The organism is Ancylobacter radicis, from assembly GCF_018449475.1.
Classification (GTDB): domain Bacteria; phylum Pseudomonadota; class Alphaproteobacteria; order Rhizobiales; family Xanthobacteraceae; genus Ancylobacter; species Ancylobacter radicis.
This window is the reverse complement of the sequence record NZ_JAHCQH010000004.1, coordinates 1-26,400: the sequence shown is the minus strand read 5'-3', so window position 1 is coordinate 26,400 and position 26,400 is coordinate 1. Positions and strand designations below refer to the sequence as shown.

General features: G+C 66.0%; 28 protein-coding genes. 13 read left to right on the top strand and 15 right to left on the bottom strand.

The genetic code is table 11. The features are described from left to right. Positions 1-275 precede the first annotated feature (275 nt). The 3 genes from msrP to KIP89_RS00360 all read right to left on the bottom strand — a co-directional run bounded on the left by msrP (position 276) and on the right by KIP89_RS00360 (position 3,298). Positions 276-1,271 (bottom strand): protein-methionine-sulfoxide reductase catalytic subunit MsrP, encoded by a 996-nt coding sequence (msrP, locus tag KIP89_RS00370; RefSeq protein ID WP_213753437.1) that lies wholly within the window; start codon positions 1,269-1,271, stop codon positions 276-278. Positions 1,272-1,497: 226 nt separating this feature from the next. Then, complete coding sequence (locus tag KIP89_RS00365) at positions 1,498-1,989, bottom strand: DUF992 domain-containing protein (RefSeq protein ID WP_213753436.1); 492 nt, start codon at positions 1,987-1,989, stop codon at positions 1,498-1,500. A 106-nt stretch (positions 1,990-2,095) separates the two neighbouring features. Beyond that, positions 2,096-3,298: a pyridoxal phosphate-dependent aminotransferase gene (locus KIP89_RS00360; RefSeq protein ID WP_213753435.1), complete on the bottom strand. Its 1,203-nt coding sequence runs from the start codon at positions 3,296-3,298 to the stop codon at positions 2,096-2,098. Between the two features lie 147 nt (positions 3,299-3,445). Here KIP89_RS00360 and KIP89_RS00355 point away from each other — a divergent pair, with 147 nt between their 5' ends. From KIP89_RS00355 to KIP89_RS00340, 4 genes are all read left to right on the top strand, one after another. Next, positions 3,446-4,087 (top strand): glutathione S-transferase family protein, encoded by a 642-nt coding sequence (locus tag KIP89_RS00355; RefSeq protein ID WP_213753434.1) that lies wholly within the window; start codon positions 3,446-3,448, stop codon positions 4,085-4,087. 132 nt (positions 4,088-4,219) lie between these two features. Then, the gene (locus KIP89_RS00350) at positions 4,220-4,576 is read left to right on the top strand and encodes a hypothetical protein (RefSeq protein ID WP_250152091.1); all 357 of its coding nucleotides are present in this window, start codon (positions 4,220-4,222) and stop codon (positions 4,574-4,576) included. A gap of 120 nt (positions 4,577-4,696) precedes the next feature. After that, positions 4,697-5,899, top strand: a complete 1,203-nt coding sequence (locus KIP89_RS00345; protein ID WP_369807009.1) for a PQQ-dependent sugar dehydrogenase — start codon at positions 4,697-4,699, stop codon at positions 5,897-5,899. 54 nt (positions 5,900-5,953) lie between these two features. Beyond that, entirely contained in the window at positions 5,954-6,346 is a 393-nt protein-coding gene (locus KIP89_RS00340; RefSeq protein WP_213753433.1) for a GFA family protein, read from the top strand. Positions 6,347-6,353: 7 nt separating this feature from the next. On the opposite strand, the gene KIP89_RS00335 is transcribed toward KIP89_RS00340, so the two are convergent. From KIP89_RS00335 to KIP89_RS00320, 4 genes are all read right to left on the bottom strand, one after another. Then, entirely contained in the window at positions 6,354-6,707 is a 354-nt protein-coding gene (locus tag KIP89_RS00335) for a DMT family protein (protein ID WP_213753432.1), read from the bottom strand. Between the two features lie 3 nt (positions 6,708-6,710). Next, positions 6,711-6,977, bottom strand: a complete 267-nt coding sequence (locus KIP89_RS00330; RefSeq protein ID WP_213753431.1) for a SemiSWEET family sugar transporter — start codon at positions 6,975-6,977, stop codon at positions 6,711-6,713. A gap of 90 nt (positions 6,978-7,067) precedes the next feature. Beyond that, positions 7,068-7,751 (bottom strand): Fe2+-dependent dioxygenase, encoded by a 684-nt coding sequence (locus KIP89_RS00325; protein ID WP_213753430.1) that lies wholly within the window; start codon positions 7,749-7,751, stop codon positions 7,068-7,070. Between the two features lie 95 nt (positions 7,752-7,846). Beyond that, positions 7,847-10,105: a TonB-dependent receptor gene (locus KIP89_RS00320; RefSeq protein WP_250152090.1), complete on the bottom strand. Its 2,259-nt coding sequence runs from the start codon at positions 10,103-10,105 to the stop codon at positions 7,847-7,849. Between the two features lie 325 nt (positions 10,106-10,430). Here KIP89_RS00320 and KIP89_RS00315 point away from each other — a divergent pair, with 325 nt between their 5' ends. After that, complete coding sequence (locus tag KIP89_RS00315) at positions 10,431-11,423, top strand: tetratricopeptide repeat protein (RefSeq protein WP_369807008.1); 993 nt, start codon at positions 10,431-10,433, stop codon at positions 11,421-11,423. 248 nt (positions 11,424-11,671) lie between these two features. On the opposite strand, the gene KIP89_RS00310 is transcribed toward KIP89_RS00315, so the two are convergent. Next, positions 11,672-12,067 (bottom strand): hypothetical protein, encoded by a 396-nt coding sequence (locus tag KIP89_RS00310; RefSeq protein WP_213753428.1) that lies wholly within the window; start codon positions 12,065-12,067, stop codon positions 11,672-11,674. Between the two features lie 114 nt (positions 12,068-12,181). On the opposite strand from KIP89_RS00310, the gene KIP89_RS00305 reads away from it, so the two are divergent. Further along, a complete protein-coding gene (locus KIP89_RS00305) occupies positions 12,182-13,135 on the top strand; it encodes a diacylglycerol/lipid kinase family protein (protein ID WP_250152089.1) in 954 nt (317 codons plus the stop codon). Here the strand turns inward: KIP89_RS00305 and KIP89_RS00300 are convergent. Further along, the gene (locus tag KIP89_RS00300) at positions 13,132-13,854 is read right to left on the bottom strand and encodes an SIMPL domain-containing protein (RefSeq protein ID WP_213753427.1); all 723 of its coding nucleotides are present in this window, start codon (positions 13,852-13,854) and stop codon (positions 13,132-13,134) included. The genes KIP89_RS00305 and KIP89_RS00300 overlap by 4 nt on opposite strands. 349 nt (positions 13,855-14,203) lie before the next feature. Between KIP89_RS00300 and KIP89_RS00295 the strand changes: the two genes are divergently transcribed. Next, positions 14,204-14,743, top strand: coding sequence for a hypothetical protein (locus KIP89_RS00295; RefSeq protein ID WP_213753426.1), 540 nt, complete (start codon positions 14,204-14,206; stop codon positions 14,741-14,743). Positions 14,744-14,948: 205 nt separating this feature from the next. Here the strand turns inward: KIP89_RS00295 and KIP89_RS00290 are convergent, their stop codons facing one another. From KIP89_RS00290 to KIP89_RS00265, 6 genes are all read right to left on the bottom strand, one after another. Further along, positions 14,949-16,271 carry a PQQ-dependent sugar dehydrogenase gene (locus KIP89_RS00290; RefSeq protein WP_213753425.1) on the bottom strand — a complete coding sequence of 441 codons (1,323 nt, stop codon included), beginning with the start codon at positions 16,269-16,271 and terminating at the stop codon, positions 14,949-14,951. A 104-nt stretch (positions 16,272-16,375) separates the two neighbouring features. Beyond that, entirely contained in the window at positions 16,376-16,681 is a 306-nt protein-coding gene (locus tag KIP89_RS00285; RefSeq protein ID WP_213753424.1) for an alkylphosphonate utilization protein, read from the bottom strand. Between the two features lie 101 nt (positions 16,682-16,782). Next, positions 16,783-18,615, bottom strand: coding sequence for a dihydroxy-acid dehydratase (ilvD, locus tag KIP89_RS00280; protein WP_213753423.1), 1,833 nt, complete (start codon positions 18,613-18,615; stop codon positions 16,783-16,785). A gap of 89 nt (positions 18,616-18,704) precedes the next feature. Then, positions 18,705-19,337 carry a TPM domain-containing protein gene (locus KIP89_RS00275; protein WP_213753422.1) on the bottom strand — a complete coding sequence of 211 codons (633 nt, stop codon included), beginning with the start codon at positions 19,335-19,337 and terminating at the stop codon, positions 18,705-18,707. Next, positions 19,337-20,140 (bottom strand): TPM domain-containing protein, encoded by an 804-nt coding sequence (locus tag KIP89_RS00270; RefSeq protein ID WP_213753421.1) that lies wholly within the window; start codon positions 20,138-20,140, stop codon positions 19,337-19,339. The genes KIP89_RS00275 and KIP89_RS00270 overlap by 1 nt, the downstream gene beginning before the upstream one ends. Before the next feature lie 19 nt (positions 20,141-20,159). Next, positions 20,160-20,777, bottom strand: a complete 618-nt coding sequence (locus tag KIP89_RS00265; RefSeq protein WP_213753420.1) for a LemA family protein — start codon at positions 20,775-20,777, stop codon at positions 20,160-20,162. Between the two features lie 96 nt (positions 20,778-20,873). Between KIP89_RS00265 and KIP89_RS00260 the strand changes: the two genes are divergently transcribed. From KIP89_RS00260 to KIP89_RS00235, 6 genes are all read left to right on the top strand, one after another. Beyond that, positions 20,874-21,740: a hypothetical protein gene (locus KIP89_RS00260; protein WP_213753419.1), complete on the top strand. Its 867-nt coding sequence runs from the start codon at positions 20,874-20,876 to the stop codon at positions 21,738-21,740. A gap of 27 nt (positions 21,741-21,767) precedes the next feature. Then, complete coding sequence (locus KIP89_RS00255; protein ID WP_213753418.1) at positions 21,768-22,214, top strand: helix-turn-helix domain-containing protein; 447 nt, start codon at positions 21,768-21,770, stop codon at positions 22,212-22,214. Between the two features lie 601 nt (positions 22,215-22,815). Further along, positions 22,816-24,138 carry a phage major capsid protein gene (locus tag KIP89_RS00250; RefSeq protein WP_213753417.1) on the top strand — a complete coding sequence of 441 codons (1,323 nt, stop codon included), beginning with the start codon at positions 22,816-22,818 and terminating at the stop codon, positions 24,136-24,138. A gap of 177 nt (positions 24,139-24,315) precedes the next feature. Then, positions 24,316-24,720: a hypothetical protein gene (locus tag KIP89_RS00245; protein ID WP_213753416.1), complete on the top strand. Its 405-nt coding sequence runs from the start codon at positions 24,316-24,318 to the stop codon at positions 24,718-24,720. Next, positions 24,674-25,111, top strand: a complete 438-nt coding sequence (locus KIP89_RS00240) for an HK97-gp10 family putative phage morphogenesis protein (protein WP_256441395.1) — start codon at positions 24,674-24,676, stop codon at positions 25,109-25,111. The genes KIP89_RS00245 and KIP89_RS00240 overlap by 47 nt, the downstream gene beginning before the upstream one ends. A gap of 4 nt (positions 25,112-25,115) precedes the next feature. After that, positions 25,116-26,400: tape measure protein (locus KIP89_RS00235; protein WP_213753414.1), on the top strand; the 1,285-nt coding region annotated here is incomplete at its 3' end.

Here is a 26,400-nt window from a genome sequence, read left to right as displayed (position 1 = left end):
GTTCCAATCACCGCGACAAAAATTTGACGCACATTCTACAGGCAGTAACAGCCATGTGACGGGCCGAATGCAATAACGCATGCCTGCCATGCGGGCATACTTTATTGCAGTATGCCTCGGAATTGACCATATGGAGGTCAGACACCGAATGCATCGATGCTTCGGCTGTTCCCCTCTGGAAGGTTGCCGCTTCGGCGGCGAGACTCAGCCGGGCTCCTTGTGAGCCCGGCTTTTTTCTTGCCAGGGCGCCCGCCGGGGCAACCGCGACGGCAACCTCACATGAACAGCTTCTCGCCGGCCATGTCCTTGTAGAGGCCGGCCACCTGCTCGCCATAGCCGTTATAGATCAGCGTCGGGCGGCGCTCGCCGGTGCCGATGTCGCGCTCGCTGGCCTGGCTCCAGCGCGGATGCGAGACCGCCGGGTTCACATTGGCCCAGAAGCCATATTCGCGGCCCTGCACCTGCTCCCACAGCCCGACCGGCCGCTCCGCGACGAAGGAGATGCGCACGATCGACTTCACCGATTTGAAGCCGTATTTCCACGGCACGGCGAGGCGCAGCGGCGCGCCGAACTGGTTGGGCGCGGGCTTGCCGTACACTCCGGTGACGAAGAAGGCGAGATCATTGGTCGCCTCCGCCATGGTCAGCCCGTCGACATACGGCCAGGGATAGACGAAGCCGTTCTGCGCCGGCGCCACCTTCGGGTTCACGAAGGTCTCCATGCGGATGTATTTGGCGCCCGAGAGCGGGCGCGCCCAGGACACCAGATCCTTCACCGGGAAGCCGGTCCACGGCACCGCCATCGACCACGCCTCGACGCAGCGATGGCGGTAGAGCCGCTCCTCCAGCGCCATGGCGCGGATGATGTCGTCGATCCCCACCTCGCGCGGCTGCTCGACCAGCCCGTCGATCTTCACCGTCCAGGGCCGGCGCGGCATGCGGGCGGCGAGGTCGGCGATCTGGTAATTGCGCCGCTCCGAGCCGAACTCGTAGAAATTATTGTAGTTGCCGGAAATTTCCTCCGGCGTGATCGGCCGGTCGAGCGTGAAGGCGTCGTTGCGCTTGGCGGGGTAAAGATCCTTGGTCGGATCGGTCGCGGGATCGCCCACCGCCTGCGCGTCCGCCGGCAGGATGCTGGCGGCACCCCCCAGCCCGGCCAGCGCGGCAAGGCCCACCCCGGCGCCGAGCAGGTTGCGGCGGGAGAGATAGACGGATTCGGGTGTGGCGGCGCTCTCCGGCAGTTCCCAGGAACGGCGGCGACGGATGAACATGGCGGGTCTCCTTGGTATCACCGGGTAGACTACGCTGGAGATGATGCCGATATTCCAGCCTCGCTCATCACTAGCGCGTGCGCGATGGATTTTACGCGACGCGGCCGTTCAAATGAAAAAGCTCCGCAAACGAAAAAGCCCGGCACGAGGCCGGGCTTGATCGACAGCGGGTGGGTGGTGACAGCGGCGGTCTCGCGACCGGCCGCCAACTCATTTGGCGCGCAGCTTACTTGGCGCGCAGCGTCAGGTCGCCCACGCCGAGCGCGAGGTTGACGCCCGTCTGGCCCTCGACGCTGACCGGCTGCAGGGCGATGGTCTTGTTGGAACCGCCCACCAGCACGTTGCCGGCGACACCGAGGCCGAGCGCCACGCTGCCGGAGACGCCGGCATAGCTGCCGGCCAGATCGCTGGAGCGAACGCCGCGCGAGGGCGCCAGCACGGACCACACCAGCGCGTTGCGGCCGGTGACGCCGATGTCGAGGCCCCAGCGGCGGATCGTGCCCTCATAGGCGTATTTACGGCCCTTCGGCGCGTTGAACGTGCAGTCCAGCGTGCGCTTGGAACCGATGATGAAGCTCACCGACTTGGAACCACGGCATTCCAGCACGCCGACCTGCACGCGCCCGCTCTGGGCAGCGGCGGGGGCGGCGAACAGGCCGGCGGCGCCGGCGACGAGAGCCGCGGCGAGAAGGCTACGCGACAGAACGGAACGGATCATTTTCAGTTTCCTTTGTGCGCAGGACCGGCCCGATGACCGGACCGGCGCCCGCGGAGGTCGAAGGCGACGGCCAGGCGGCAGCCCGGCCATCGCCGACAGGGGGCGGTCAGCGCAGCGAGCCGCAGAAACGCTGGATGCGCAGGCACGCTTCTTCCAGATCCTTGGTGGCGGTCGCGTAGGAGATACGGAACGCCGGGCCGAGCCCGAAAGCCGAGCCATGGACCACGGCAACGCCTTCGGCCTCGAGAAGTTCGCTGGCGAACGCCTCGTCCGTATCAATAACCTTGCCCGACGGCGCGGTCTTGCCGATGAGCCCGGCGCAGGACGGGTACACGTAGAACGCGCCCTCCGGCTTCGGGCAGGTCAGCCCGTTGGTCTGGTTGAGCATGGAGACCACCAGATCGCGGCGCTCCTTGAACACCTTGTTGTTCGCGGCGATGAAGTCCTGCGGACCGTTCAGCGCCTCGACCGCCGCCCACTGGGCGATGGAGTTGGGGTTCGAGGTGGACTGCGACTGGAGCGTGCCGATGGCCTTGATCAGCGCCTCCGGGCCCGCCGCATAGCCGATGCGCCAGCCGGTCATGCAATAGGCCTTGGACACGCCGTTCATGGTCAGCGTGCGGTCATAGAGCGCCGGCTCGACCTGCGCCGGGGTGACGAATTCGAAATCGTCATAGACGAGGTGCTCATACATGTCGTCGGTCAGCACCCACACATGCGGATGCTTCACCAGCACATCGGTGAGCGCCTTCATCTCGGTGCGGTTATAGGCCGAACCGGTCGGGTTGGACGGCGAGTTGAAGATCAGCCACTTGGTCTTGGGCGTGATCGCCGCTTCCAGCGCCTCGGGCTGGAGCTTGAAATTGTCCTCAAGCCGGGTCTCGACCGGCACCGGGGTGCCGCCCGCGAACTGCACGATGTCCGGGTAGGACACCCAATAGGGCGCGGGGATGATGACCTCGTCGCCGGCATCGAGCGTCGCCACCAGCGCGTTGAACAGCACCTGCTTGCCGCCGGTGCCGACCGTCACCTGGCTCGGCTTGTAGGTGAGGCCGTTCTCGCGCTTGAACTTGGCGACGATCGCCGCCTTCAGCTCGGGAATGCCGTCGACGGCGGTGTAGCGGGTCTGGCCATCATGGATCGCCTTGATGGCGGCTTCCTTGATGTTGTCGGGCGTCTCGAAGTCCGGCTCGCCGGCCGCCAGCGCGATCACATCGCGACCGGCCGCTTTCAGCTCGCGCGCCTTGTTGGAAATGGCGATCGTCTGCGACGGGTTGATGCGCTTCAGGGCGGCGGATATCAGGCTCATTGGCCGAACTCCCTTGAGGTGTTTTGCGCGCGACAACTAGTCGAGCCCTTGCGCGCCGGCAAGCGATTCCCCACCTGCGAGGCGCCTTGCAGATGCGATAAGCTGCCGCTGACCTTACGTCTCCACCCTGTCGACCGGGATTCGCGCGTGCTCAAGCTCCATTCGATGCAGAGTTCCGGCAATTGCTACAAGGTCCGCCTGCTGCTCGCCCGTCTCGGCCTGCCCTTCGAACTGGTGGATGTCGACGTGCTCAGCGGCGAGAACCGCACGCCCGATTTCATGATGAAGAACCCGGAAGGGCGCGTGCCGCTGCTGGAAATGCCGGGCGGGCGCTTTCTCGCGGAATCGAACGCCATCCTGTTCTATCTGGCGGAGGGCACGCCCTTCCTGCCGGCCGATCGGCTGGCGCGGGCCGAGGTGCTGCGCTGGATGTTCTTCGAGCAGCACAGCCATGAGCCGGCCATCGCGGCCGCCCGTTTCTGGCTGAAGCTGGTGCGCGGCGGGCGCGATCTGCGCACCCACGACATCGACCGCTGGATGGAGGAAGGCCACGCCGCGCTGCGGGTGATGGAGCGCCACCTCGCGCGCCGCCCCTTCTTCGTCGACGGCGTGCTGTCCATTGCCGATATCGCGCTCTACGCCCACACCCATGTGGCCGAGGAAGGCGATTTCGATCTCGCGCCCTTTCCGACCGTGCGGGCCTGGCTCGACCGCGTGGCCGGGCAGGCCGGGCACGTCGACATGGCGTGGCGCCCGGTCGGCAGCCGGCAAATGGTTAGCGTCGCTTAACCTTTTGCCCCCAAATTGCCCTGAAATGATACCGGCACAAGCATAGTCGCGCCGAAGCTGGGCCGGGTTCACCGGCGAACTTGCCTTTCATCGAGGACGCACCCGCCGCACTCGATCGGAAAGGAGTTCGCCATGCCGCATTCAACGCCCCATGCGCCGGTCACCACCGCTCATGTCGATGGCCTTGCCGCCTCGGCCGGCGCGGCTCCCGCCCACCACACCGCCCGCCGTCGCCTGCGCCGCGCGCTGATGGAAGCCGGCGTCGTGCTCTCGCTCACCTTCGCCATCGTCGCCGTGCTGTGCCTGTTCGGCCTGCAGCGCGCCTCGGCGATGGAAATTTCCACCCTGCCGGATGCCGAAGGCCGCGTCGCCATCGGCGCCCTGCTGCTCGCCGGCTTTGTCGGCCTGTGCGGGCTGACCACCTTCATGCTGCGCGACACGCTGGGCGAGCCGCGCCGGATCGAAGCGCCGCGCAGCCGGCGCGGTTGAGCGTCACCTCCCAGGGTGATTTCCGCAGCGTCATCACTCGCTTGTCACCGCAGCCCCATTGGCGCGGGCATCTCACCGCCCTAACCATTCCGGCAACGGTGACAGACGAGGAATGACCGCGTGAGCCGATACCGCCTTTCTACCCTCGCCCTCTCCACCCTCGCCCTTTCCGGCCTGCTGGCCGCCGGCCCGGCCCTCTCCCCCGCCCGCGCGCAGGAGCCGGTGCAGAAGGCCATGCCGGATCCGGTCAAGGTCACCTCCTCCGCCGGCCCGCTGATGGTCGAGACGGTCGCGGCGGGGCTGGAGAATCCCTGGGGCCTCGCCTTCCTGCCCGACGGGCGGATGCTGGTGACGGAGCGGCCCGGCCGGCTGCGCATCGTCAGCCGCAACGGCACCGTGTCCGATCCGGTCGCCGGCGTGCCGCCGGTGTTCGCCCGCGGTCAGGGTGGCCTGCTCGACGTCGCGCTGGCGCCGGATTTCGACAGCAGCCGGATGGTCTATTTCTCCTATGCCGAGCCCCGCGAGGGTGCGGCCGGCACCAGCGTCGCCCGCGCCCGGCTGGTCGAGGAAGCCGGCACCGCTCGGCTCGACAAGGTGGAGGTGATCTTCCGCCAGAATCCGGCGGGAACCGCCACCCAGCATTTCGGCTCGCGCCTCGTCTTCGGCCGCGACGGCACGCTGTTCATCACGCTGGGCGACCGGGGCACGCTGCGCAACGAGGCGCAGAACCTGTCCACCCATATCGGCAAGGTCGTGCGGATCCTGCCCGATGGCGCGGTGCCGCAGAACAACCCGTTCCGCGCCACGCCCAATGCCCGCCCGGAAATCTGGAGCTATGGCCACCGCAACGTGCAGGGCGCGGCGCTCGACCCGGCCACCGGGCGGCTGTGGACCATCGAGCACGGCGCGCGCGGCGGCGATGAGCTGAACCATCCCGAGGCCGGCAAGAATTACGGCTGGCCGGTCATTTCCTATGGCCGCGACTATAGCGGCGCGACGCTCGGCGAGGGCACCGCCAAGCCCGGCATGGAACAGCCGGTCAAATATTGGGATCCGTCCTTCGCCCCGTCCGGCCTCGCCTTCTACACGGGCGAACTGATGAAGCCGTTTCAGGGCAGCCTATTCACCGGCGGGCTCTCCGGGGCGCGGCTGGTGCGGATCAAGCTCGACCCGGCGGGCGGGAGCGTGGTCGCGGAGGAAGTGCTGCTGGCCGATCTGGGCGAGCGCATCCGCGACGTGCGCCAGGGCCCGGACGGGGCGCTCTGGCTGCTGACCGACGATCCCGGCAATGGCCGCCTGCTGCGCCTCGCCCCGGCCGATTGATGCGCTAGACTGGTCGCGGCGCGGCGTTGGCGCGGAGACCAGAGGGACGCGGCTATGGACAAGGTGACGGGCGGCTGCCTGTGCGGCGATGTGCGGATCGAGGCCACGGGCAAACCCTACCGCGTCGGGCTGTGCCATTGCCTCGACTGCCGCAAGCACCATGGCGCGCTGTTCCACGCCTCGGCGATCTTTCCGCAGGAGGCGGTGAGCGTCGCCGGCGCCACGGGCGACTATGAGGGCCGGCATTTCTGCCCGCGCTGCGGCTCGCCGGTGTTCGGCCGCTCCGGCGACGAGGTCGAGCTGTATCTCGGCACGCTCGACACGCCCGACGGCTTCACCCCGACCTATGAGCTCTGGACCATCCGGCGCGAGAGCTTCCTGCCGCCCTTCCCGCTCGCGCATCATTATGAGCGCGACCGGCCCGGCACGAGCCGGACCGAGGATTAGGCGCGGCTCACCATTTCTGGAAGATGAACCACGCGCCGAGCGCGATGAAGGTGAAGCCGAGCGCGTGGTTCCAGCCCAGCGGCTCCTTCAGCCAGAACACCGAGAAGGCGGCGAACACCAAGAGGGTGATGACCTCCTGCATGGTCTTCAGCTGCGCCGTCGAATAGACCGCCGAGCCATAGCGGTTGGCCGGCACGGCGAGGCAGTACTCGAAGAAGGCGATGCCCCAGCTCGCCAATATGGCGATCACCAGCGGCGAGGATTTGTGCTTGAGATGGCCATACCAGGCGAACGTCATGAAGATGTTCGAGGCCAGCAGCAGCACGATCGGCAGGACGGAGGGCGGCAGCAGGTTGGTCATGGATTACCCGTAGCGCAGCTTGAGCGAGAGGATGCCGAGCAGCAGCAGCAGCGTCACCGCATTGGCCGCGATGACCGGAATCGAGCCGATCAGCAGGCCATAGACCAGCCACAGCCCGACCCCGCCGGCAAAGGCGAGATAGGCGATGAGCGAGAGATCGCGCGTCTCGCGGGTGCGCAGGATCTTCAGCGCCTGCGGCAGCCAGCAGAGCGTGGTGAGCAGGGCGGCGGCGCCGCCGATCAGCTCGGTCGAGAGGGGGGAAAAGGCCATGGATCGCGCCTCGTGAGAGGCTGAGGCCTCCCATGCGGCCGCCGGGCTGTCAATCTGCCGCCGCGTCAGTCCCGCCGGCGCCGGCGGGCCTTACAGCTCCGCCCAGTGGCGCAGCAGGTTGTGATAGACATTGGCGAGCGAGAGCACCGCCGGGTCGTCATCCGGCAGCCGGGTGCGCGCGTCCATGATCGCCATGTCGAGATCGTAGAGCATGGCGCGCTGGCCGGCATCCTTCACCATCGACTGGGTCCAGAAGAACGAGCCCCAGCGGCTGCCGCGGGTGATCTCGTTGACGCTGTGCAGGCTGGAGGCCGGGTAGACCACGGCATGGCCGGCCGGCAGCTTCACCTCCTGCGTGCCGAAGGCGTCCTCGATGACCAGTTCGCCGCCGTCATAGTCGTCGGGATCGGTGAGAAAGATGGTGGTCGACACATCCGAGCGCAGCCGCTGGCCGGTGCCGGGAATGGTGCGGATCGCCCCGTCGACATGGGCGCCGAACTTCATGCCGACATCGTAGCGGTTGAACATCGGCGGCAGCACGCGCAGCGGCTGGGCGGCGGCGTTGAACAGCGGATTGCGGCCGAGCGCGCGCAGGATCAGATCGCCGAGTTCCAGCGCCTCGCGCGACTCGACGGGAATCTGCAAATTCTTCTTGGCGAGCGCCGCCTGCGCCCCGGCGGTGACGCGGCCATCCACCCATTGCGAGGCCTCCAGCACGCGGCGGCAATGGGCGACTTCCTCGGGGGTGAGAATGTCGGGGATCTGGATCAGCATGGCGGGGCCCGCAATGGAAAAGAGGGGGAAAGCCGCGCGCGAGCGGGCCTTCCCCCAGAGGGTCGACGGTCAGGATTTCCGAAGGGCGAGGCCCGTCAGAAGGTGGCCCCCACGGTGAGGGTGAAGGTGCGGCCCGAGGCCGGCACCGCGCGGTTGCCCCAGCCGGCCGAGTAGTTCAGCTCGTCGGTCAGGTTGTAGGCGTTGAGCGCGATCCGGTAATTGTCCTTCTTGTAGGAAATCAGCGCATCCAGCGAGAAGGTGTCGGGAATGATCGCGGTGTTGGCGGTGTTGGTGAAGTACTCATCCGCATAGGTCACGCCGGCGCCGACCAGCAGCTCGCCCGGAATCTGCTTCCAGAGGTCGCTGAGATTATAGGTCGTCCACAGGGTGAAGTTGTTCGGCGAGACGAAGGGCACCTCGTTGCCGGCGTAGTAATTGGCCGGAAGAGGATTGGTGCCCGTGGTGGCCGAGCTGGTCTGGATCTCGCTGTCGTAATAGGCGTAGGAGGCCTGAATGGTCCACGCCTTGGTGATGTTGCCGGTGAGGCCGAGTTCCACGCCCTGCACGCGCTGGTTCTCGCCGGTTTCCACCGAGTCGCCCGTCACCGGGTCGGTGTAGAAGGCGTTGCTCTTGTCGGTGCGGAAGATCGCGCCGGTGACGCCGAGGCGGCCTTCGAGGAAGGAAACCTTGAAGCCGGCTTCATAGGTCTCGTTGTCTTCCGGCTCCAGGTCGTTCTGGGTCGGGCTGACCACGGTGATGTCGTTGGTCGGGAAGGCGCCCTGCGGGGTGAAGGACTTCGACCAGGAGACGTAATAGGTCTGGAACGGCGTCGGCTCCCAGATCAGAGCGAGCTTCGGGCTCCAGAAATCGGTCTGGCTGTCGGCGTTCACCCAGCTGCCGACATTGTTGGTGACCGACCAGTAGCGGTAATCGGCCGAGTAGCTGTCATAGCGCGTGCCGGCGAGGAACGAGACCTCCTCGGTGAACCACATGCGGTCGCTGACGAAGATGCCGAAATCGGTCGAGCCGGAGCTGCGCTGGCCGTTATTGCCCCAGGGGTTGGAGTAGAGATAATAGCCCGTGGTGTTGTCGAACACCGGATCATAGATGGTCGAGGTGCCCTTCGAGCCGCTGACCGAGACCAGCGTGCGGCTGTCGCTCACCGAATACATGTCGATGCCGGCGACCACTTCATGGCGCAGGAAGCCGGTGTTGAACTTCGCCGTCAGGGTCGAGATGTTCTGCGCGCTCCAGCTCTCCTGATAGAAGCCGGGATTGCCGCCGCCGAACGAGATCGCCGGGTTACCGCCCGCCAGAAACTGGCCGGTGCAGCTCGCCGCATAGGCGCTGGCCGAGGTGGTGACGCTGGAGCAGCCGGGCACGCTGGTCGAGAAATCACGGGTGTAGTAGCCGAAGCGGGTGTCGTTGGTGAAGGTCAGCCAGTCATTGACCTCCTTCTTGAAGTTCACCGTCAGCATGTTGGTGTCGGTGACGTCCTGGTCGGTCACCTTGCCGTAGAAGGTGGAGCGCGGCACGCCCCATTCCGTCACCGGCTGGCCGAGCGAGCCATATTTGGCGACATCGCCATAGCCGGGGGTGACGACCGGAACGCCGTAATCGGGCGTGCGCTCGCCATGCTGGTACAGATAATTGACGTGCAGCGTCTGGTCCGTGCCGAGACCGAAGCCGACATCGGCCATGAAGCCGTAGCGGTTGGATTCGACATTGTCGCGATCGGCGACGTCCTGCTCATTGACCATGCCGACGATGCGGATCGCGGTCGAGGCGTCGATCTGCTTGTTGATGTCGAACACGCCACGATAGAGCGGGCCGGTGCCGAACTGGCCCTCGACATCATATTTGTCGCCGAGATGGGCGGCCTTCAGCGTCGAGTTGATGGCGCCGCCGGTAGTGCCGAGGCCGAAGGATTCCGAGCTGGAGCCCTTGAACACTTCCACGCTCTCATAGGCGAAGCTGTCGCGGACATAGACGCCGAAATCGCGCAGGCCGTTGATGAAGATGTCGCCCTTGGCCTGGAAGCCGCGAATGCGGAACTGGTCGCCATTCATGCCGCCGCCGCCCTCGCCAATGCCGGCGGTGACGCCCGGAACATTGCGCAGCGCCTGTTCGAGCGTGGTCACGCCCTGCTGCTGCATCGTCTCCTGGGTGATCACGTTCACGATCTGCGGCGTGTCCTGGATCGTGCCGGGCAGCCGGCTGAGGCCGGTCGAGGCTTCCAGCGTATTGGCCGGCGAGCCTTCATCCTCGACCGTCACGGTCGGCAATTCGTCAGTGGAAACCGGCGTCGTCGCCGCCTGCTGCGCGGCGGCACCGAACAGCGGAACCGCCGACATGGTGGCAGCAAAACCGGCAACCATCGCTGCGTTTGGTGCAACGGAACGGAGTGTCTTCAAGGTCTTCATGAGTCCCCAACCCCTACGTCATGTATTTTTGTCTCATAACTTTCATCAGGGGGGTCATCAAACAGTATGTTTTTTATTGTTTCCAAACATGATCATGGAACGACTCAAACGAGATGCAGTCTGGAATTATTATATTATGAAGCTGCACGCATGACTTGCCCCTTCAGGGGGTATGACCTTATGAAAAACAACGAAAACCAGCGGTTCCCCGGCCATCCCGAGGCCACCGCGCCAACCGCCAAGGACCGTTTCAGCCGTGCGCGCGACGTGGATTTCCTTTACCGAGCTGAAACGAATGGGCCCGGATGTGTTGCGCGCGCGCATCAGTGAGGGGCCCGAGCAGGCCGCCCGCTGGGTCGAGGCCGCCGCGCTCAACGGCCTCATCAACGCCCAGCTCGCTTTCGGCCAGATGCTGCTGGACGGCCATGGCGTGCCGCGCGATCCGCAGGCCGGCCTGCGCTGGTTCTCCATCGCGGCAGCGGCCGGCAGCGCGGAGGGAATCAACATGGTCGGCCGCTGCCATGAGCGCGGCTGGGGCGTGCCGGCCGACCCGTCGGAAGCCGCCCGGCATTACCGCGCGGCGGCGGAAAAGGGCCATGGCTGGGGCCAGTTCAACCTCGCCTGCCTGCTGCTCGACGGCCACGGCGTCGCCCCGGACCGGGCGCAGGCGCTAGTCTGGTTCGTGCGCGCGGCGCGCGGGCGCCATATGGGTCGCCACGTGAAGTCGATGACCATGATCGGGCGCTATCTGGAGCAGGGCTGGGACCGCCCGGCCCGTCCCGCCGCGGCGCTGCGCTGGTACCGGCGGGGCGCCGAGGGCGGCGATTATCGCGGCCAGTTCGATTATGCGCGGCTGCTGCTGGAGCGCAGCGGAGACCTGGCCGCCGCCCTTCCCTGGTTCGAGCAGGCGGTGGAGAGCGGCGTCCCGGCCTTCTGCCGCAATGTCGGGGCGGGCCTGCGCACCTCAGGCATCCCGGCCCTGCAACAGGTGGCCCGGCGGGCGCTGGAGCGGGCCTGCGCCACCGGCGAGGCGGGCGACCTGCGGGCCTATGCCTCGGCGCTGGCCGAAGGGCTGGGCGGCCCCGCCGACCCGGAAGGCGCCCGCCTCTGGTTCACGCAGGCGCGGCAGGTGGAAAGCGCCCCCCTGCCCGTCCCTCCCGCCGCGCCGCGCCCGGCCGATCCCCGCCCGCTGCTGCATCGGCTGCGCCGCCGGCTGACCCTCGGCCTGCGCCGTCTCGTCCTCCGCTAGAGGCACGCGCCGATCCGGCGGGGCGACCCTGGGTCCGACGCAACGGGTCTGACGCGACGGGTCTGATGCGACGGGTCTGATGCGACTCTTCGGCCTGATCGTCCACCTCATCGGCCTCACTGGCCGTTTGTTCACCAACAGAAAAACAGGCGAACTCCGCACCCCGGACGATAAAGCGGCACGTAAGGAGGTAATAAAACACCGAGAGCCACACCCGTCCGGGTGCGGGCCGAATGGCCCCCTTCCGATCAGCTCCGGCTGTTCGCCCAGGCCCGCACCTCGCGCACGAAATGGCGGAAATCCCAGAAGGCGGCGCCGAGCAGAACGGCCGGAATCAGCGCCAGCAGCAGCGCCGACCCCTGCGACCAGTCGACCGGCCCACGGGCGAAATCATAGGCGGTGTAGCTGGCGAACAGGATGATCAGCACCGCGATGCCGAAATAGGCCACACGGTCGAGGCGCGAGACGATCAGCGCGATCAGCACCGCCACCGCGACGCCGATCAGCGCCGCCCAGCCCCAGCCGAGCGAGAACAGCGTCGCCATCCACCGGCCGGCGCTGACGGAAATAAATGTAAGCGCCACAAGCACAAGAATGCCGGCGCGCAGCCGGATGATGGGGAATGTCGCGCGGTTATCCGCCATGATGGCGTCGCCTCCTGCCGGAAAGATGCCGGAATCAGTGCCTTATCCTCGCCCCCTCCGCAATCCGCACTATCTACCGCGTCCCTGACCCTCTCCCCTTCCCGGAAGCCGAACATGCAGAGCAACGCCCGCGCAGCCGACGCCACGGCCCCGTCCATGCGCCACGTCCTCGTGCTGCTCAACGCCCGCGCCGGGACCCTGCTGGACCGTGGCGGCGAGGCGGTGCGCGACCTCGTCGAGCGCGAACTCGGCAAGGAAGGGCGCACGCTTGAAGTCCATCTGCTGAGCGGCAAGAACCTGCTGCGCTCCATCCGGGAATCCGGTCGGGGGCAACATGATACCGTGATCGTCGGCGGCGGCGACGGCAGCGTCAATCTGGCGGTCAGCAGCCTCGATGGGTCGGACAAGGTGCTCGGCATCCTGCCGCTCGGCACGCTCAACCTGCTGGCGCATGATATCGGCATGCCGATGGAGCTGGAGGCCGCCCTTGCCGCGCTCGACGAGGCGCAGCCGTCCACGGTCGATCTCGCCACGCTTAACGGCAAGATGTTTCACACGATTTCCGGCATGGGCTTCTTCAGCCAGATGGCGCGGGCGCGTGAAGCCGCGCGCAAGCTGAAGCTCTGGCGGTTTTTTGCCGTGGCCTTCGCCGCCTTCCACGCCATCCGCCGTTCCGGCCGGATGGAACTCGACGTCACCATTGACGGCACCGCGCACAGCTTCAGCGCCTTTGCCGCGCTGGTATCCGTGAACCGCTTCACCGGGCCCGGCTGGCGGCGCGGGCGGCTCGACGAGGGGCTGCTGGAAATCCACATCGCCGAGGATCGCGGCGCCCTCGCTTTGCTCAAGGCCGGCGCCGACATGGTCACCGACAACTGGCGGGGAAATCCCGGCATTGTCAGCCTTGCCGGCCGTTCCATCACCGTCGTGCGCCACAACCGGTCCCGTTCCTGGGTCTCGACCGATGGCGAACTCGACCGCGAAACCATGCCGCTGAACTATAACATATTACCGGGCGCGCTACGGCTGCTGATGCCGCCGCGCCCGGCGACCGGGCCGGCTGCCTAGCGCGGCTCGATCTCGTAAGTCACGGTGACGCCAGCACGAATCTCGCTCTCGCCGGCCTCGACCGGCACCGATTCCGCCTTCATCATTTGAGCGGCCATCATGCGCCGCATCGGCGGGGCGCTGGCGCCGTCGGCGGTCATGGACAGCACCCGCACGAGCCTGACACCGCCCGCCTCGGCCATGATCTCCGCCTGCCGCCGGGCATCCTTCACCGCGGCCACACGCGCCTCTTCCTGCAATTTGACGGGTTCGGCGATGTCGAAGGAGACGCCGTCGATCTGGTTGGCCCCCGTCGTCACCACCTTGTCGAGCAGATCGCCGAGGCGCGCCAGATCGCGCACCCGCACGGTGACGGTGTTGCGCACCTCGTAGCCGGTAATATTTTGCTCCCCGGTGCCGTCCTTGCGCGGCGGCGCGTAGCGCGGCTGGACCGAGAAGCCGGAGGTCGCGATATCGCGCGCCTCGATCCCGGCCTCCTTGATCGCAGCAACCATCGCTCCCACCGCCTGCGAATTGGCGTCGAGCGCCTCGCGCGCGGTCTTCGCCTCGCTCACCACCCCGCTGGAAAAGCTCGCCATATCCGGCACCGCCCGCACGATTCCTTCGCCACTGACGGTAATAATTTGCCGCCGCGGAGCCGAGGGCAGCTCCTGCGCCGCTAGCGGAACAAAACTGGCAACCAGCAGGACGGCACAGAGAGACACGCGGCGCACAAGCATCGAAAACACTCCGAAAACGCCGCTCCGTTGACCGAACGGCAGAACCACACAGCAGCCTGCGAAGTCGGCGCTATTACGGCGAGAGACCCGTTGTCCAATACGCCACGCATCTGACGGTTTCATATTACCTATCACCACAAAGCGGGACGAGCTTCGGCCGGCCAGCCGATCGCGCGTGCCCTCAATTCACATCACGACAGTTTCGCGCAAGTTCGCTTGTGCATACCGGCAGTCGCGGCAAGCCGAACGTGGCGTTAGTCGCGGGGCTGACCGCAATCCCAGCCTCGGTCGGGACAATCAATGTCAATTTTGACTGATTCAACATAGGCAACGGGAATCTAGTACTACAATGAAAAAGATCATTATCGCTCTCTTCATCAGCCTCGGCCTTGCGATGCCGGCATCTGCTCAGTATTACGGCGGCGCGAGCTGGGGTGACTGGCAGATGATCCCGCAGCGCGGCGATGGCAACAAGGTTTTCGAGCAGGGCGGCCAGAGCGGCTCGGCCCTCGAAATCTGGCATCACAAGGGCGGCACCGAGCTCGACAGCATGAAGCTGCGCGCCTCCATCGGGAAGCGTCAGGTCCAGCTCACCGGCGTGTGCGAGTCGGCCTGCGGCCTCGTCGTGCTCTCGCTGCCCAAGAACCAGGTCTGCGTCGGTCGTTCGGCCGAGATTTCGCTCCACGCCGCCCGTCCGGTGGATGGTCTGCGCGGCGATAAGGCCGCCTGGGCGCTCGCCGATACGCAGACCCGCGCCAACTACGTCGCGCTGCCGAACTGGGCGCGTGAGAAGGCCCGCGCAGCCTTCACGCCGCCGGCCCGCGACTGGGTGGTGTTCTCCCGTGGCGAACTGCTCGCCGCCGGCTACAAGCCCTGCCGCGGCGCGTGATCGTGACCGGGTGGCAGCTTCTGTCACCCGCTCAACGACCTCCGGATGACCTCTGAGGTATCTTATTACCGAAAGCCGTAGCTCCCCCGCTGCGGCCTTATCCCGGCGGACCGCTCTCCCCCTCCCGCGGTCCAGGGCCCAACTTGCGCCGGTGCCGGACCCGTCCGGCGCCGGCGTCTGTTTTCGTGGAAACCGCGGTCGGTGGTCAGGCGGGCGTCACGCGCCAGATGCAGTCGCCGACATCGTCCACCACCAGCAGCCCGCCCCGCTTGTCCACCAGCACGCCCACCGGACGGCCGAGCGCCTTGCCATCGACCCGGAAGTCGCCAAGGATTTCCTCCGGTTCACCGGCCGGCTTGCCATCGGCGAACGGTATGAAAATGACGCGATAGCCCGAGGGCGGGTTGCGGTTCCATGAGCCATGCTGGCCGATGAACACGCCGTTGCGGAAGCGCGCGCCGAAGCGATCATCATCGACGAAGGTCAAGCCGAGGGACGCCGTGTGGCAGCCCAGCGCATAGTCCGGCTTGAGCGCCTTGGCCACGAGATCGGGCCGTTGCGGCTTCACCCGCTCGTCGACGGTCTGGCCCCAATAACTGTAGGGCCAGCCATAGAAGGCGCCGTCCTTCACCGAGGTCATATAGTCCGGCACGAGGTCGTCGCCGATCTCGTCGCGCTCATTGACGCTGGTCCACAGCTCGCCGGTGACCGGATTCCAGTCCATGCCCACAGGGTTGCGAAGACCGCCCGCGAAGACGCGCACCGCTCCCGTGGCGATGTCGACCTCCAGAATGTTGGCGCGGTTCTCCTCTTCATGCATGCCGAATTCGCCGACATTGGAGTTGGAACCCACGCCGACATAGAGCTTGGTGCCCGCCTTGTTGGCGACCATGCTCTTGGTCCAATGGTGGTTTCGCCCGGCGGGAAGGTCGCAGATCTTCACCGGCGCGGCATCGATACGGGTTGCGCCCGGCACATAGGGGAAGCGCACCACACTGTCGGCATTGGCCACATAGAACTGGTCGCCGATCAGGACCATGCCGAAGGGCGAATTCAGGTTCTCCAGGAAGGGCAGCTTGATCTCGGCGACGCCGTCGCCATCCGCGTCGCGCAGCAGGGTGATGCGGTTCGCACTCTTCACCCCCGCCCCGGCCCGCACGAGCACAAAACCCATCGCCCACCAGCGCAGGCTGAACACATCGGGCGGTGACGGCGGTGACGCCGTTTCGGCGACGAGGATATCGCCGTTCGGCAATTCATAGACCCAGCGGGGGTGATCGAGATCGCCGGCAAATGATACCACCTTGAAGCCCGTCGCGGGGGTCGGCCGGCGCCCCTTCGGCCAGCCGACCGCAGGGGCGATCTTCATCACCGGAATCAGGGTGGGCTTGGGCTTCGGCAGGCTCGGTGAATCGCCATACCCCGCCTTCTCGTCCAGCACCGGCGCCTTGCGCAAATCGGTGAGGAAATGCGCCACGCCGGTGACGCAGGCGCCAAGAAATCCACTGATTTTCACATAGTCGGCCATGGTCGCTCCGCCTGCTGGGATGCGCCATCTGATCCACACCGGCGGCGCGGCGCAACTCCCCTTTCGGGTAGGAGCCCCGCACCGGCGGTTTTAAAATACCCCGACTAGCCGCGCTTGCGGACGAACTCCGTGCGCAGCACCAGACCCTTGATCGCCTCGTGACGGCAATCGATCTCTTCCGGGTTATCGGTGAGCCGGATGGTCTTGATGACCGTCCCCTGCTTCAGCGTCTGGCCGGCGCCCTTGACCTTGAGATCCTTGATGAGAACGACGGAATCGCCGTCCGCCAGCAGGGTGCCCGAGGCGTCCCGCACCTCGGAGGCCGCCGCCGCGGCCGCCTTCAGCTCGGAAGCCGGACGCCACTCGCCGGTGGCCTCGTCGTAAACATATGCGTCGTCTTCGTCGGCCATGTGTGCCTCCGCTTACAAATGAGGGCTGTCCCAGCCGACGGGGCGGACGGGCAAAGCGACGGCTCCGCCCCATCCGAAAAGATCAGCGCGCGCCGACTCGATCAGGGTATCTGGCGCACCGCGCCCTTGGCGGCGCTGGTGGCGAGCGCCGCATAGGCCTTGAGCGCCGTGGTCACGTTGCGCTTGCGCGGGGCGGCAGGCTTCCAGCCCTGAGCTTCCTGCTCGGCGCGGCGGGCGGCAAGCACCTCGTCGCTGACCGCGAGGTGAATGCGCCGGTTCGGAATGTCGATCTCGATCGTATCGCCCTCATGCACGAGGCCGATCGTGCCGCCCTCGGCCGCTTCCGGCGAGACATGGCCGATGGACAGGCCCGAGGAGCCGCCGGAGAACCGCCCGTCGGTGATCAGCGCGCACTCCTTGCCGAGGCCTTTCGACTTCAGATAGCTGGTCGGGTAGAGCATTTCCTGCATGCCCGGCCCGCCGCGCGGGCCCTCATAGCGGATCAGCACGATCTGGCCCGGCTTCACCCGGTTGCCGAGAATACCGGAGACGGCATCGTCCTGGCTCTCGAACACCCGCGCGGTGCCGGTGAATTTCAGGATGCTCTCGTCGACACCGGCCGTCTTCACGATGCAGCCATCCTCGGCGAGGTTGCCGAACAGCACGGCAAGGCCGCCATCCTTGGAGAAGGCGTGCTCGGCATTGCGGATGACACCCGTGTCACGGTTGGTGTCGACATCCTCGTAGCGGGCGGACTGGGAGAAGGCGACCTGCGTCGGCACCCCCCCCGGCGCGGCGCGGAAGAACTCGTGCACGGAGGCGCTGCTGGTGCGCTTGACGTCCCACTGATCCAGTGCCGCCTTGAGGCTCGGCGCATGGATGCTGCCGACCGAGGTGTCGAGCAGGCCGGCGCGGTCCAGTTCGCCGAGGATCCCCATGATCCCGCCCGCATGGTGCACGTCTTCCATATGCACATCGGCGATCGCGGGAGCCACCTTGCACAGCACCGGCACGCGGCGCGACAGCCGGTCGATATCCGTCATGGTGAAGGGCACCTCGCCCTCATGAGCAGCGGCCAGCAGATGCAGCACGGTGTTGGTCGAGCCGCCCATGGCGATGTCGAGCGTCATCGCGTTCTCGAAGGCGGCGAAGGTTGCGATGTTGCGCGGCAGCACGCCGGCATCGTCCTGCTCGTAATAGCGGCGGGCGAGATCGACGATGAGATGGCCGGCCTCGACGAACAGACGCTTGCGGTCGGCATGGGTGGCCAGCGTCGAGCCGTTGCCCGGCAGCGACAGGCCGAGCGCCTCGGTCAGGCAGTTCATCGAATTGGCGGTGAACATGCCCGAGCAGGAGCCGCAGGTCGGGCAGGCCGACCGCTCGATCGCCTGCACATCCTCGTCCGACACGCGATCATCGGCCGCCGCCACCATGGCATCGACGAGGTCGAGCGCCTTGGTCTTGCCGCCCAGCACCACCTTGCCGGCTTCCATCGGCCCACCGGAGACGAACACGGTGGGGATGTTGAGGCGCAGCGAGGCCATCAACATGCCCGGCGTGATCTTGTCGCAATTGGAGATGCAGACCATGGCGTCGGCGCAATGGGCGTTGACCATGTACTCCACGCTGTCGGCGATCAATTCGCGCGAGGGCAGCGAATAGAGCATGCCGTCATGGCCCATGGCGATGCCGTCATCGACCGCGATGGTGTTGAACTCCTTGGCCACACCACCCGCCGCTTCGATCTCACGCGCCACGAGCTGGCCGAGATCCTTCAGGTGCACATGGCCGGGCACGAATTGGGTGAAGGAGTTCACCACGGCGATGATCGGCTTGCCGAAATCGCCATCCTTCATGCCCGTCGCACGCCAGAGGCCGCGCGCGCCGGCCATGTTGCGGCCATGGGTGGTGGTACGGGAGCGGTAGGCAGGCATGGAATTCCTCCAATCTTCTTGGCCGGGCTTATGCGCTTCAGCATCAACGCGCGCAACCCTTTCAGCGCGCGCGATGGATCACCGACCGTTCAGAGAATGACGACCCTGTCCGGCAGTTCGTCCGCGTCCACCTCGCCGCGCGGCGCATGCTTGGCGAGCAGCCGCCCCGCCTCGGCAATGCCCGCCTCGATCCCCTCGGCAAGCCGGCCCGCCCGCGCCCCGGCGAGGACGCGGGTGCACACATCCTCCCATGCATGGGTGCCGACGTGAGCGTGAATGGCCTCATCGGCCACCACTTCAACCCGATGCTCCGGCAGCGCGATAAAGATCAAAACCCCCGTCCGATCTCGTGTCTGGTGGATGCCGAAGCCGAGAAAATGATCCAGCGCGGCCTTACGCGCCGCCGCGCGCTCGACCACGGCCGGCACGCAGCGCCGGCCCAGCGGGGTGAAGGCGAGCATGGCACCGAGCAGCAGAAAGCTGCCTGCCTGAAACGCCAGCAAGGCCGCGACACCGACCGGCATCAGAAACGCCAGCGGCCAGGGGATCACCAAGGCGATGATCGCGGCCCACATCAGCGCATGAAACGCATGGTCCGTGAGCGGCCGGGTCGACAGCACCACCCGGATTTCACCTGCCGTGCCGGCCTCCGCCCGCGCGATGGCGGCGGCAAGCCGTGTCTGTTCATCCGTCGTGAGAAAAGTCTCGCTCGCCTCGGCCATCACCAACTCCCCGAGGCGCCACCGCCACCCGATGAACCCCCACCGCCGGAGAAGCCGCCGCCACCGCTGGACCAGCCACCGCCGCCGCTACCGGAGCGACGGCCCCATTCCCAGCCCGCCGCCGTGCCGAGCGCGGCGCCACGACGAACGCCCCTGCCCCGCCCGGAACGAACCTGCCGATAGATGACGAAGACCCAGAACAGGATCATCGCGACAAAGATGATGATGAAGATCCAGTCATCCGCGGTCATCGCCGGCTCGGCCGCCTGCCGGGCGCGCGCTTCCGCTTCAGCCGGGTCGAGATTGAGGATTTCGAGGATCGCAGCCGCGCCGCGTGTGATTCCGCCGGCAAAGTCGCCCGCACGGAAGGCGGGCAGGATCGTCGTGCTGATGATGGTGCTCGCCACCGCATCGGGCAGCACCCCTTCGAGGCCATATCCAACCTCGATGCGGACCTTGCGCTCATTCGGCGCGACGAGCAGCAGCACGCCATTGTCCTTATCCGCCTGGCCGAGCTTCCAATGGCGGAACAGACGGTTGGCATAGTCCTCGACCGAGGTGCCCTCAAGCGACGCGACGGTCGCGACGACGAACTGGTCGGTCGTCTTGGCCTCCTGCGCGGCCAGTTCCGCATCGAGGCTTGCCCGCGTCGACGCATCGAGGATACCGGCTGCGTCGACCACACGGCCGGTGAGCGCGGGAAAGGCCAGTTCGGCCCGCGCCACCCCGGCCAGTCCACCGAGCACGAAGAGGGCAAAAAGCAGCGCGGCGGCGGGCAGGAGCCGGCGGGCGGAGCGGAGCATCAGCACAGGCCTCACCCGCCTAGTTGAACTTCACCTGCGGCACCTTCATCTGCTCCTCGGAGACGGTAAAGGTCTCCATCGGCTTGTTGGCGCGGTACAGCGTCATCGCCCACAGCGCGCCGGGGAAGGTGCGCAGCTCGGTATTATAGACCCGCACCGCCTCGATATAATCGCGCCGCGCGACGGCAATGCGGTTTTCCGTGCCCTCGATCTGCGCCTGCAGGGCGAGGAAGTTCTGATTGGACTTCAGGTCCGGATAAGCCTCGGCCACCGCGATCAGCCGCCCCAGCGCACTGGAAAGCTGGCCCTGCGCGCTCTGGAACTGCTGAAACTTGGCGGGGTCGGTGATGGTATCGGCGTCCACCTTGATCGAGGTGGCATTGGCGCGCGCCTGCGTCACCTGCGTGAGAACGTCCTTTTCCTGCTGGGCATAGCCCTTCACCGTTTCAACGAGGTTCGGGATCAGATCGGAGCGCCGCTGATACTGGTTCAGCACCTCGCTCCACGCCGCCTTGGCGCGCTCCTCCTCGGTGGGGATCGTGTTGACCCCGCAGCCGGCGAGGCCGAGCGCCATCAGGGACAGCAGGAAGGCCGCACCGATGCGGCGCACGGCAGCGGAAGCGAAAAGGTTCGGCATGTGCAAAGCCTCGCAGAGGACGCCGGCAGTTCGGCGCCACTCTCCTTATAGGGCGCGCGCCCTCTGTCGGCCATCACCACCGCATGGACAACCGCGATGTCATTGGTGGGCCCGGTAGGCCGCGCCGCTCTTAGCCTTGGCAACGCGTTAAGCCGATTTGGGACGACTGAGAAACTCAACGTTTCTGGTCGCGATACAACCGAGCTTGTCCCATTTTCCCGCTCAGCCGGCGCCGTCGCCACGATGCGCGACGCGATCAGCGTAACCGGCATCGAGGGACTTGATGACCTCTCTCGCCGCCTGTGGAATCTGCATGGTTCTGGTCTGCTGAACGATGAAGAGGCGCAAGCTCTTTCGGTCCTGATCGAGGCGCGGCGTGGCTCGATGAAGCGCTTTCCTTGCCCGCCTTCGGCAGGCCGGGCCCTCCAGATCATGTCACGGTTCGCGCCCCGCCGGAGACAGACCTCGCCAGATCGCGAGGCCTCGCGGCAGCGGCGGCGCTCCTTGGGCGGTTCAGGGTCGATGCCGGACAAACTTCGCGGGCGCTTCACTGAAGCCGAGCGGGCGGTGCTCGCCATCGTCGCTGGCGAAGTCAAGCACCGGGGCGCCTGTGACCTGCCCATCGACAAGATTGCCGCCCTGGCTGGTGTCTGCCGCACGTCTGTTCAGAACGCCCTGCATGAGGCGCGAAGGCTGGGCTTGATCAGAGTTACCAACCGGCCTCGCCGCGGCGCAAAGAGCCTTCCGAACATGGTGGAGATCGTTTCGCCCGAATGGCTGGCGTGGATCAAACGCGGCCCGACCGCTCACAGGCCGATAGGGTCCAAATCGGTTGCACGATCCAAAATTATGAACCCCACGAAGAGCAAAGAGAAGAAAGAAGCCTTCGAAAGCAGAGATGGGAATACGCGGCAGTTCAAATCGAGCGCTGGAATGCAGCCAGTGAGGCGGCTCCATGTCTGAGGTTGATGTCTAGGGAGATCGTCACTGATGAGTGCTGAATTGATTTCTTGGGCATGGGATGTGCCGGCCCTTCAGCCCAGCGCTCGGCTTGTGCTGCTGGCGCTTGCCGACATCAGCGATCATGTCGCCTACAGCCCTGCTGATCCTGAGTATCTGGCTGCACGCACGATGCAGTCCGAGGATGTGGTGCAGCGGCGTCTGCGCGAGATGGAAGATGCCGGGCTCTTGTCGAGGGTGGGGAAGGGCGTTCGGCTGATCACGGGTGAACGTCGGCGCTTTCAAGAGAGCTCTCCCAACGACGGCCGCCGCGCGCTGTACGATGAGCGCATCACACGGGAGATGGAGGCGCGCCGACATGAGCGCGTGGTGCATACAGAAGATGAGCGCAAGCGAGTGGTCCAGCGAGCCCAAGAGGTGATCCGGTCACTCGGCGGCATTACCCCAGTTGAGAGCCGGGTTCAGCAGCAAAGGTAGGGGGGGCAAAAAGTCTATAGCCCTCTCAGAGCGCGGACCCGCGTCCCCCTCATTCGCAGATTTTTTTCCTTGTTAATCGTATTTTCGGGCTAACAAAGGATATCTTTTAAATAAAAAGTAATAATATCAGTGCGTTACAGTACTTAGATAGTTGAATTTGTTGTTTTATTTCCTGACTTGACATTTTTAATATGTGAGATGAATCTCAAATTAGTTGGGCGCGCGTGATGCAGCCTGGCTTAAGAGCTTTCAGACTTCTAGATGATGATTGAATTGGGTTCCTGGTGCGCGTGATGTAGCTGGGGACTGGCGGGCCGCAAGACTTCGCGGCTTTTGCGGGTGAGCGTGATGCAGCCCGTTCCGGAGCACTCGCAGGCCTTGGGCCCGAGCGGTTCGGTTTGTCACTGCGGGCTGGTTTCGCTCTGCGATCAGCGGGCGACCTCTCGCACCTCACTCACACGATCAATAGAGGCGCAACGCCATGAAAGCGTGCCGTTTCCTTCTCCCCCTGGGCCTTTTCGCGGCGGTGATCATCGCCGTGGGCCTGATCAATCATGATTACGACGTGGCGCGCATCGGTGCGCTGAATGACATTCTCACCATGTCGGCGCTCGCCACGGCCGCGATGGCGCCGGCTGTGGGGCCGTCGCCATCCAATCTTCGACTGCACCTCGGCGAGATCTTCCCGGCTTCTCCCCTCGCGTCTGGGGCGATGCCGCCTGCTCGCGGCATCATGTCGGTCAAGGCCGGCCCGCTCTCCGATGATCCGGCAACCGTTTTCAATGAACTGCGACAGACGTTCGCGAGCTTTCAGAGCAAGGAATCGAAGCGGATCGACAACATCATTGCCGGTGTCGACGATATCAACGCTGCCATGGCGTCGCTTCGGCTCAGTGGCGGCGGTAGCGGCGGGCCGGCGCAAACGCCCCCGCATGACGACGTGAACGCGGCGCTGCGTGCCTTCATCGGGGCGGGTGAGGCCGGGCCGCTGGCGGAACTGTCGTCGCGCGGCGTCCAGGCCTCCATGGGCTCGCAGTCCAACCCGGATGGTGGCTATACCGTCACCCCGTATTTCTCGGATGCGATCACCCGGCGGATCTTCGATGTGTCGCCGCTGCGCCGCCTGGCACGGGTCGTTCCCGTCGGTACGGGCACCTTCACGGAACTGGTCGATGCCGACCAGGCGCAGGCGGAATGGGTCGGCGAGGAGGAAGCGCGGCCGGAAACCTCGAGCCCGAAGCTGGGCCTTCTCGAGATCCCCGCGCGCGAGCTCTACGCGGCGCCGAAGGTGACGCAGACGATCCTCGACGACGCAAATATCGACATCGCCACATGGCTGGTCGCCAAGGTCGGCGACCGTCTCGGCCAGAAGGAAGGGGAGGCTTTCGTTGCCGGTGACGGCGTGAAGCGCCCGCGCGGTTTCCTCACCTATACAAAGAGCATCGCAGCGGACGATTCGCGCGCGTGGGGATCGCTGCAGTATGTGCCCAGCGGCCATGCCAGCGCCTTCGCCAGCACGGCCCCGGCCGACTGCCTTATCGATCTCGTCTATACGCTGAAGGCGACCTTCCGCCCCGGCGCCGTCTGGCTGATGAACCGTAAGACGGCCGGCAGTGTCCGCAAGATGAAGGACGGGGAAGGCAATTACCTCTGGCAGAACGCGACCCAGGCCGGTCAGCCCGCCCTGCTGCTGGGGCATCCCGTCGAGCTCGACGAGGAAATGCCGGATATCGGCGCGGGCGCTTTCCCGATCGCTTTCGGCGATTTCCGTCGCGGCTACACGATCGTTGATCGTCACGCGACGCGGCTGCTGCGCGACCCCTACAGCGCGAAGCCGCATGTGATCTTCTACTGCTATCGCCGTGTCGGCGGCGCGGTGAACGACTTCGAGGCAATCAAGCTGCTCAAGATCAGCGAGACCTGACCTCCCCGAGGCGCGCAGTGCCGTCATCGCCGGCACTGCGCATTGGCGCGCTCGCGCATCAGCGCGCCCGGACAAGTCGGCGAGTGTCCGCAACAACCCCGACAGCCGGCGGCCGATCTCCTTTGCGGCGCGGCCGGCACCTTTCACACCCCGTGCCCCGACCAATGAGAGGCTGATATGCTCGAGCACATCAACGCGATCTTCAACGGCAAGGCGCGCCGCCTGCAGCTGCGGCGCGAGACGCTGACGGCTTTCGAGCGCGAACTGCGGGGCTCGGCTCACGCGCTTCTGCGTCGCCTTGCACAGGGTGACTGGACACGCTCCGACGTCGAGCTTGTTCTCGAATATGCGATGCTGACGGACAGCACGGCCGAAGCGCTGACCGGCCCGGCCGGTCTCGCCATGCCGAGCGCGGCCCGTGGCGCCCTTATCGGGCGCACGGAAGTGCAGCGCTTCCTCGATGCTCATCCTATCGCCCCCTATGCGGTCCTGGCGGCGCGGCTGCTTGAGGCGGCGCTCTACGGCATTGAGGCCGATGCGGCGCATTTCGACGAGGGGGCCGAGCTTGGCGCGGTCGCCTGATCTTGCCCGTCTTCAGCGGCGGTTGATGGCTATCCCGGAAGCCGTCAAGCGGGAGCTTCGGCCGACGCTTGAGAAGAGCGCGGATGAGGTGGTCACTATGGCGCGGCGCCTCGCGCCCGTCGATGACGGGACGCTGCGCGCATCCATCCGTCGCGAGCCTGGCGATCACGATCTTGAGGTGAGAGTTGAGGCCGGCGGAGAGGCAACCACGCGGGAGGTGCGGCGTGGTTCCGGCGTGGATTACGACTATGCCCTGGCAGTCGAGTACGGGACCATCGACACGCCCGCCCAGCCCTTCTTCTGGCCGGCCTATCGCCTGAGCAGCAAGCGCATCAAATCGCGGGCAAAGCGCGCGATCTCCAAGGCTGTGAAACGCACACAGAAGGGATAGCGCCATGGCGCTCGACAGCAATCGCCTGACCGTCGCCATCGAGGGCCGCATTACCAGCCTTGAAAAGGCAATGGCGCGGGCCGATGCGGTGACCTCCCGCACCTACAACAGGATGTCGCAGGGTGCCGCCCGCACCAGCGTGCGGATTGAAAAGAGCATGGGGCAGGTCTCCGAGCGCACATCAACCGCCATGATCGCCCTTTCGCGCACGGCGGCATCGAGCCTGGCGGCGGCTATCTCGGTGCAGAAGATCGCCGGCGCGGCGGCGGTTTATACCGACCTGGCTAATACGCTGAAGGTGGCCGGGCTTGAGGGCGCGGCGCTGCAGGGTACCTTCCGCGACCTGTTCGACATCGCACAGCGCAACGGCACCGCCATTGAACCGCTGGTGACGCTCTATTCCCGCCTGTCGCAGGCGCAGGGCGAGCTCGGGGCCTCGGCCGAGGATCTCACCCGCTTCACGGATGGAATCGCCCTGGCGCTGCGCGTGGGCGGCACCAGCGCCGAGGCGGCATCCGGCGCGCTGATGCAGTTGAGCCAGGCCATGGGCGGCGCCGTGGTCCGGGCCGAGGAATTCAACTCGATCAATGAGGGCGCCCGGCCGATCCTGCAGGCGGTAGCGGATGGGCTAGAAGAAGCCGGCGGCTCAGTCTCCAAGCTGCGTAATCTGGTGGTCGAGGGGAAGCTGTCGAGCGAGGCGTTCTTCCGCGCCTTCCTTGCGGGTATGCCGAACCTCGAAAGGCAGTCGGCCAAGGCGACGGGTACCGTGAGCCAAGGTCTCACCCGCGTGAACAACGCGCTGATCAACCTTGTCGGCAAGCTCGACGAGGCGACAGGCGCCAGTGCTCAGGCGGCTGAGAACCTCGGTTCCGTGGCGTCGAGCATCGAGAGCATGCCCGACTTCATTTCGAGGGCCGTGCAGAAGCTGGGCTCGCTGCGTTCCGCCCTGGCTGAGATCGGCAATGCGTCGGTGTGGCGCAAGCTCGGCGAGTTCATGGGCATCGACTATTCGCCGGAGGGGCTGAGGAAGCGAGCGCAGGCCTATGGCTACAACCCGCCTGCGGCGGATACTCCTCGCGCCGGATCCAGCCGGCGGGGCGGGGCGGTGATGGCGCCGCAGCCGGTCAGTACCGTGTCGATCGCCGATGCGCCCGTCGAAGGCGCGGGCAAGACATCGCGTGAGCGGCAGAACGACTATGAGCGGCTGACGCAGATGATCCAGCAGCGCACCGCCGCTCTGAACGCTGAGACGGCGGCGCAGGCCGGCATCAATCCGCTGCTGGACGACT

Coding starts and splice junctions, on each gene's coding strand:
- msrP (WP_213753437.1), bottom strand. CDS start 1,271: ATGTTCATCCGTCGCCGCCGTTCCTGGGAACTGCCGGAGAGCGCCGCC.
- KIP89_RS00365 (WP_213753436.1), bottom strand. CDS start 1,989: ATGATCCGTTCCGTTCTGTCGCGTAGCCTTCTCGCCGCGGCTCTCGTC.
- KIP89_RS00360 (WP_213753435.1), bottom strand. CDS start 3,298: ATGAGCCTGATATCCGCCGCCCTGAAGCGCATCAACCCGTCGCAGACG.
- KIP89_RS00350 (WP_250152091.1), top strand. CDS start 4,220: ATGCCGCATTCAACGCCCCATGCGCCGGTCACCACCGCTCATGTCGAT.
- KIP89_RS00340 (WP_213753433.1), top strand. CDS start 5,954: ATGGACAAGGTGACGGGCGGCTGCCTGTGCGGCGATGTGCGGATCGAG.
- KIP89_RS00335 (WP_213753432.1), bottom strand. CDS start 6,707: ATGACCAACCTGCTGCCGCCCTCCGTCCTGCCGATCGTGCTGCTGCTG.
- KIP89_RS00330 (WP_213753431.1), bottom strand. CDS start 6,977: ATGGCCTTTTCCCCCCTCTCGACCGAGCTGATCGGCGGCGCCGCCGCC.
- KIP89_RS00325 (WP_213753430.1), bottom strand. CDS start 7,751: ATGCTGATCCAGATCCCCGACATTCTCACCCCCGAGGAAGTCGCCCAT.
- KIP89_RS00320 (WP_250152090.1), bottom strand. CDS start 10,105: ATGTCGGCGGTTCCGCTGTTCGGTGCCGCCGCGCAGCAGGCGGCGACG.
- KIP89_RS00310 (WP_213753428.1), bottom strand. CDS start 12,067: ATGGCGGATAACCGCGCGACATTCCCCATCATCCGGCTGCGCGCCGGC.
- KIP89_RS00305 (WP_250152089.1), top strand. CDS start 12,182: ATGCAGAGCAACGCCCGCGCAGCCGACGCCACGGCCCCGTCCATGCGC.
- KIP89_RS00300 (WP_213753427.1), bottom strand. CDS start 13,854: ATGCTTGTGCGCCGCGTGTCTCTCTGTGCCGTCCTGCTGGTTGCCAGT.
- KIP89_RS00295 (WP_213753426.1), top strand. CDS start 14,204: ATGAAAAAGATCATTATCGCTCTCTTCATCAGCCTCGGCCTTGCGATG.
- KIP89_RS00290 (WP_213753425.1), bottom strand. CDS start 16,271: ATGGCCGACTATGTGAAAATCAGTGGATTTCTTGGCGCCTGCGTCACC.
- KIP89_RS00285 (WP_213753424.1), bottom strand. CDS start 16,681: ATGGCCGACGAAGACGACGCATATGTTTACGACGAGGCCACCGGCGAG.
- ilvD (WP_213753423.1), bottom strand. CDS start 18,615: ATGCCTGCCTACCGCTCCCGTACCACCACCCATGGCCGCAACATGGCC.
- KIP89_RS00275 (WP_213753422.1), bottom strand. CDS start 19,337: ATGGCCGAGGCGAGCGAGACTTTTCTCACGACGGATGAACAGACACGG.
- KIP89_RS00270 (WP_213753421.1), bottom strand. CDS start 20,140: ATGCTCCGCTCCGCCCGCCGGCTCCTGCCCGCCGCCGCGCTGCTTTTT.
- KIP89_RS00265 (WP_213753420.1), bottom strand. CDS start 20,777: ATGCCGAACCTTTTCGCTTCCGCTGCCGTGCGCCGCATCGGTGCGGCC.
- KIP89_RS00260 (WP_213753419.1), top strand. CDS start 20,874: ATGTCATTGGTGGGCCCGGTAGGCCGCGCCGCTCTTAGCCTTGGCAAC.
- KIP89_RS00255 (WP_213753418.1), top strand. CDS start 21,768: ATGAGTGCTGAATTGATTTCTTGGGCATGGGATGTGCCGGCCCTTCAG.
- KIP89_RS00250 (WP_213753417.1), top strand. CDS start 22,816: ATGTCGGCGCTCGCCACGGCCGCGATGGCGCCGGCTGTGGGGCCGTCG.
- KIP89_RS00245 (WP_213753416.1), top strand. CDS start 24,316: ATGCTCGAGCACATCAACGCGATCTTCAACGGCAAGGCGCGCCGCCTG.
- KIP89_RS00240 (WP_256441395.1), top strand. CDS start 24,674: ATGCGGCGCATTTCGACGAGGGGGCCGAGCTTGGCGCGGTCGCCTGAT.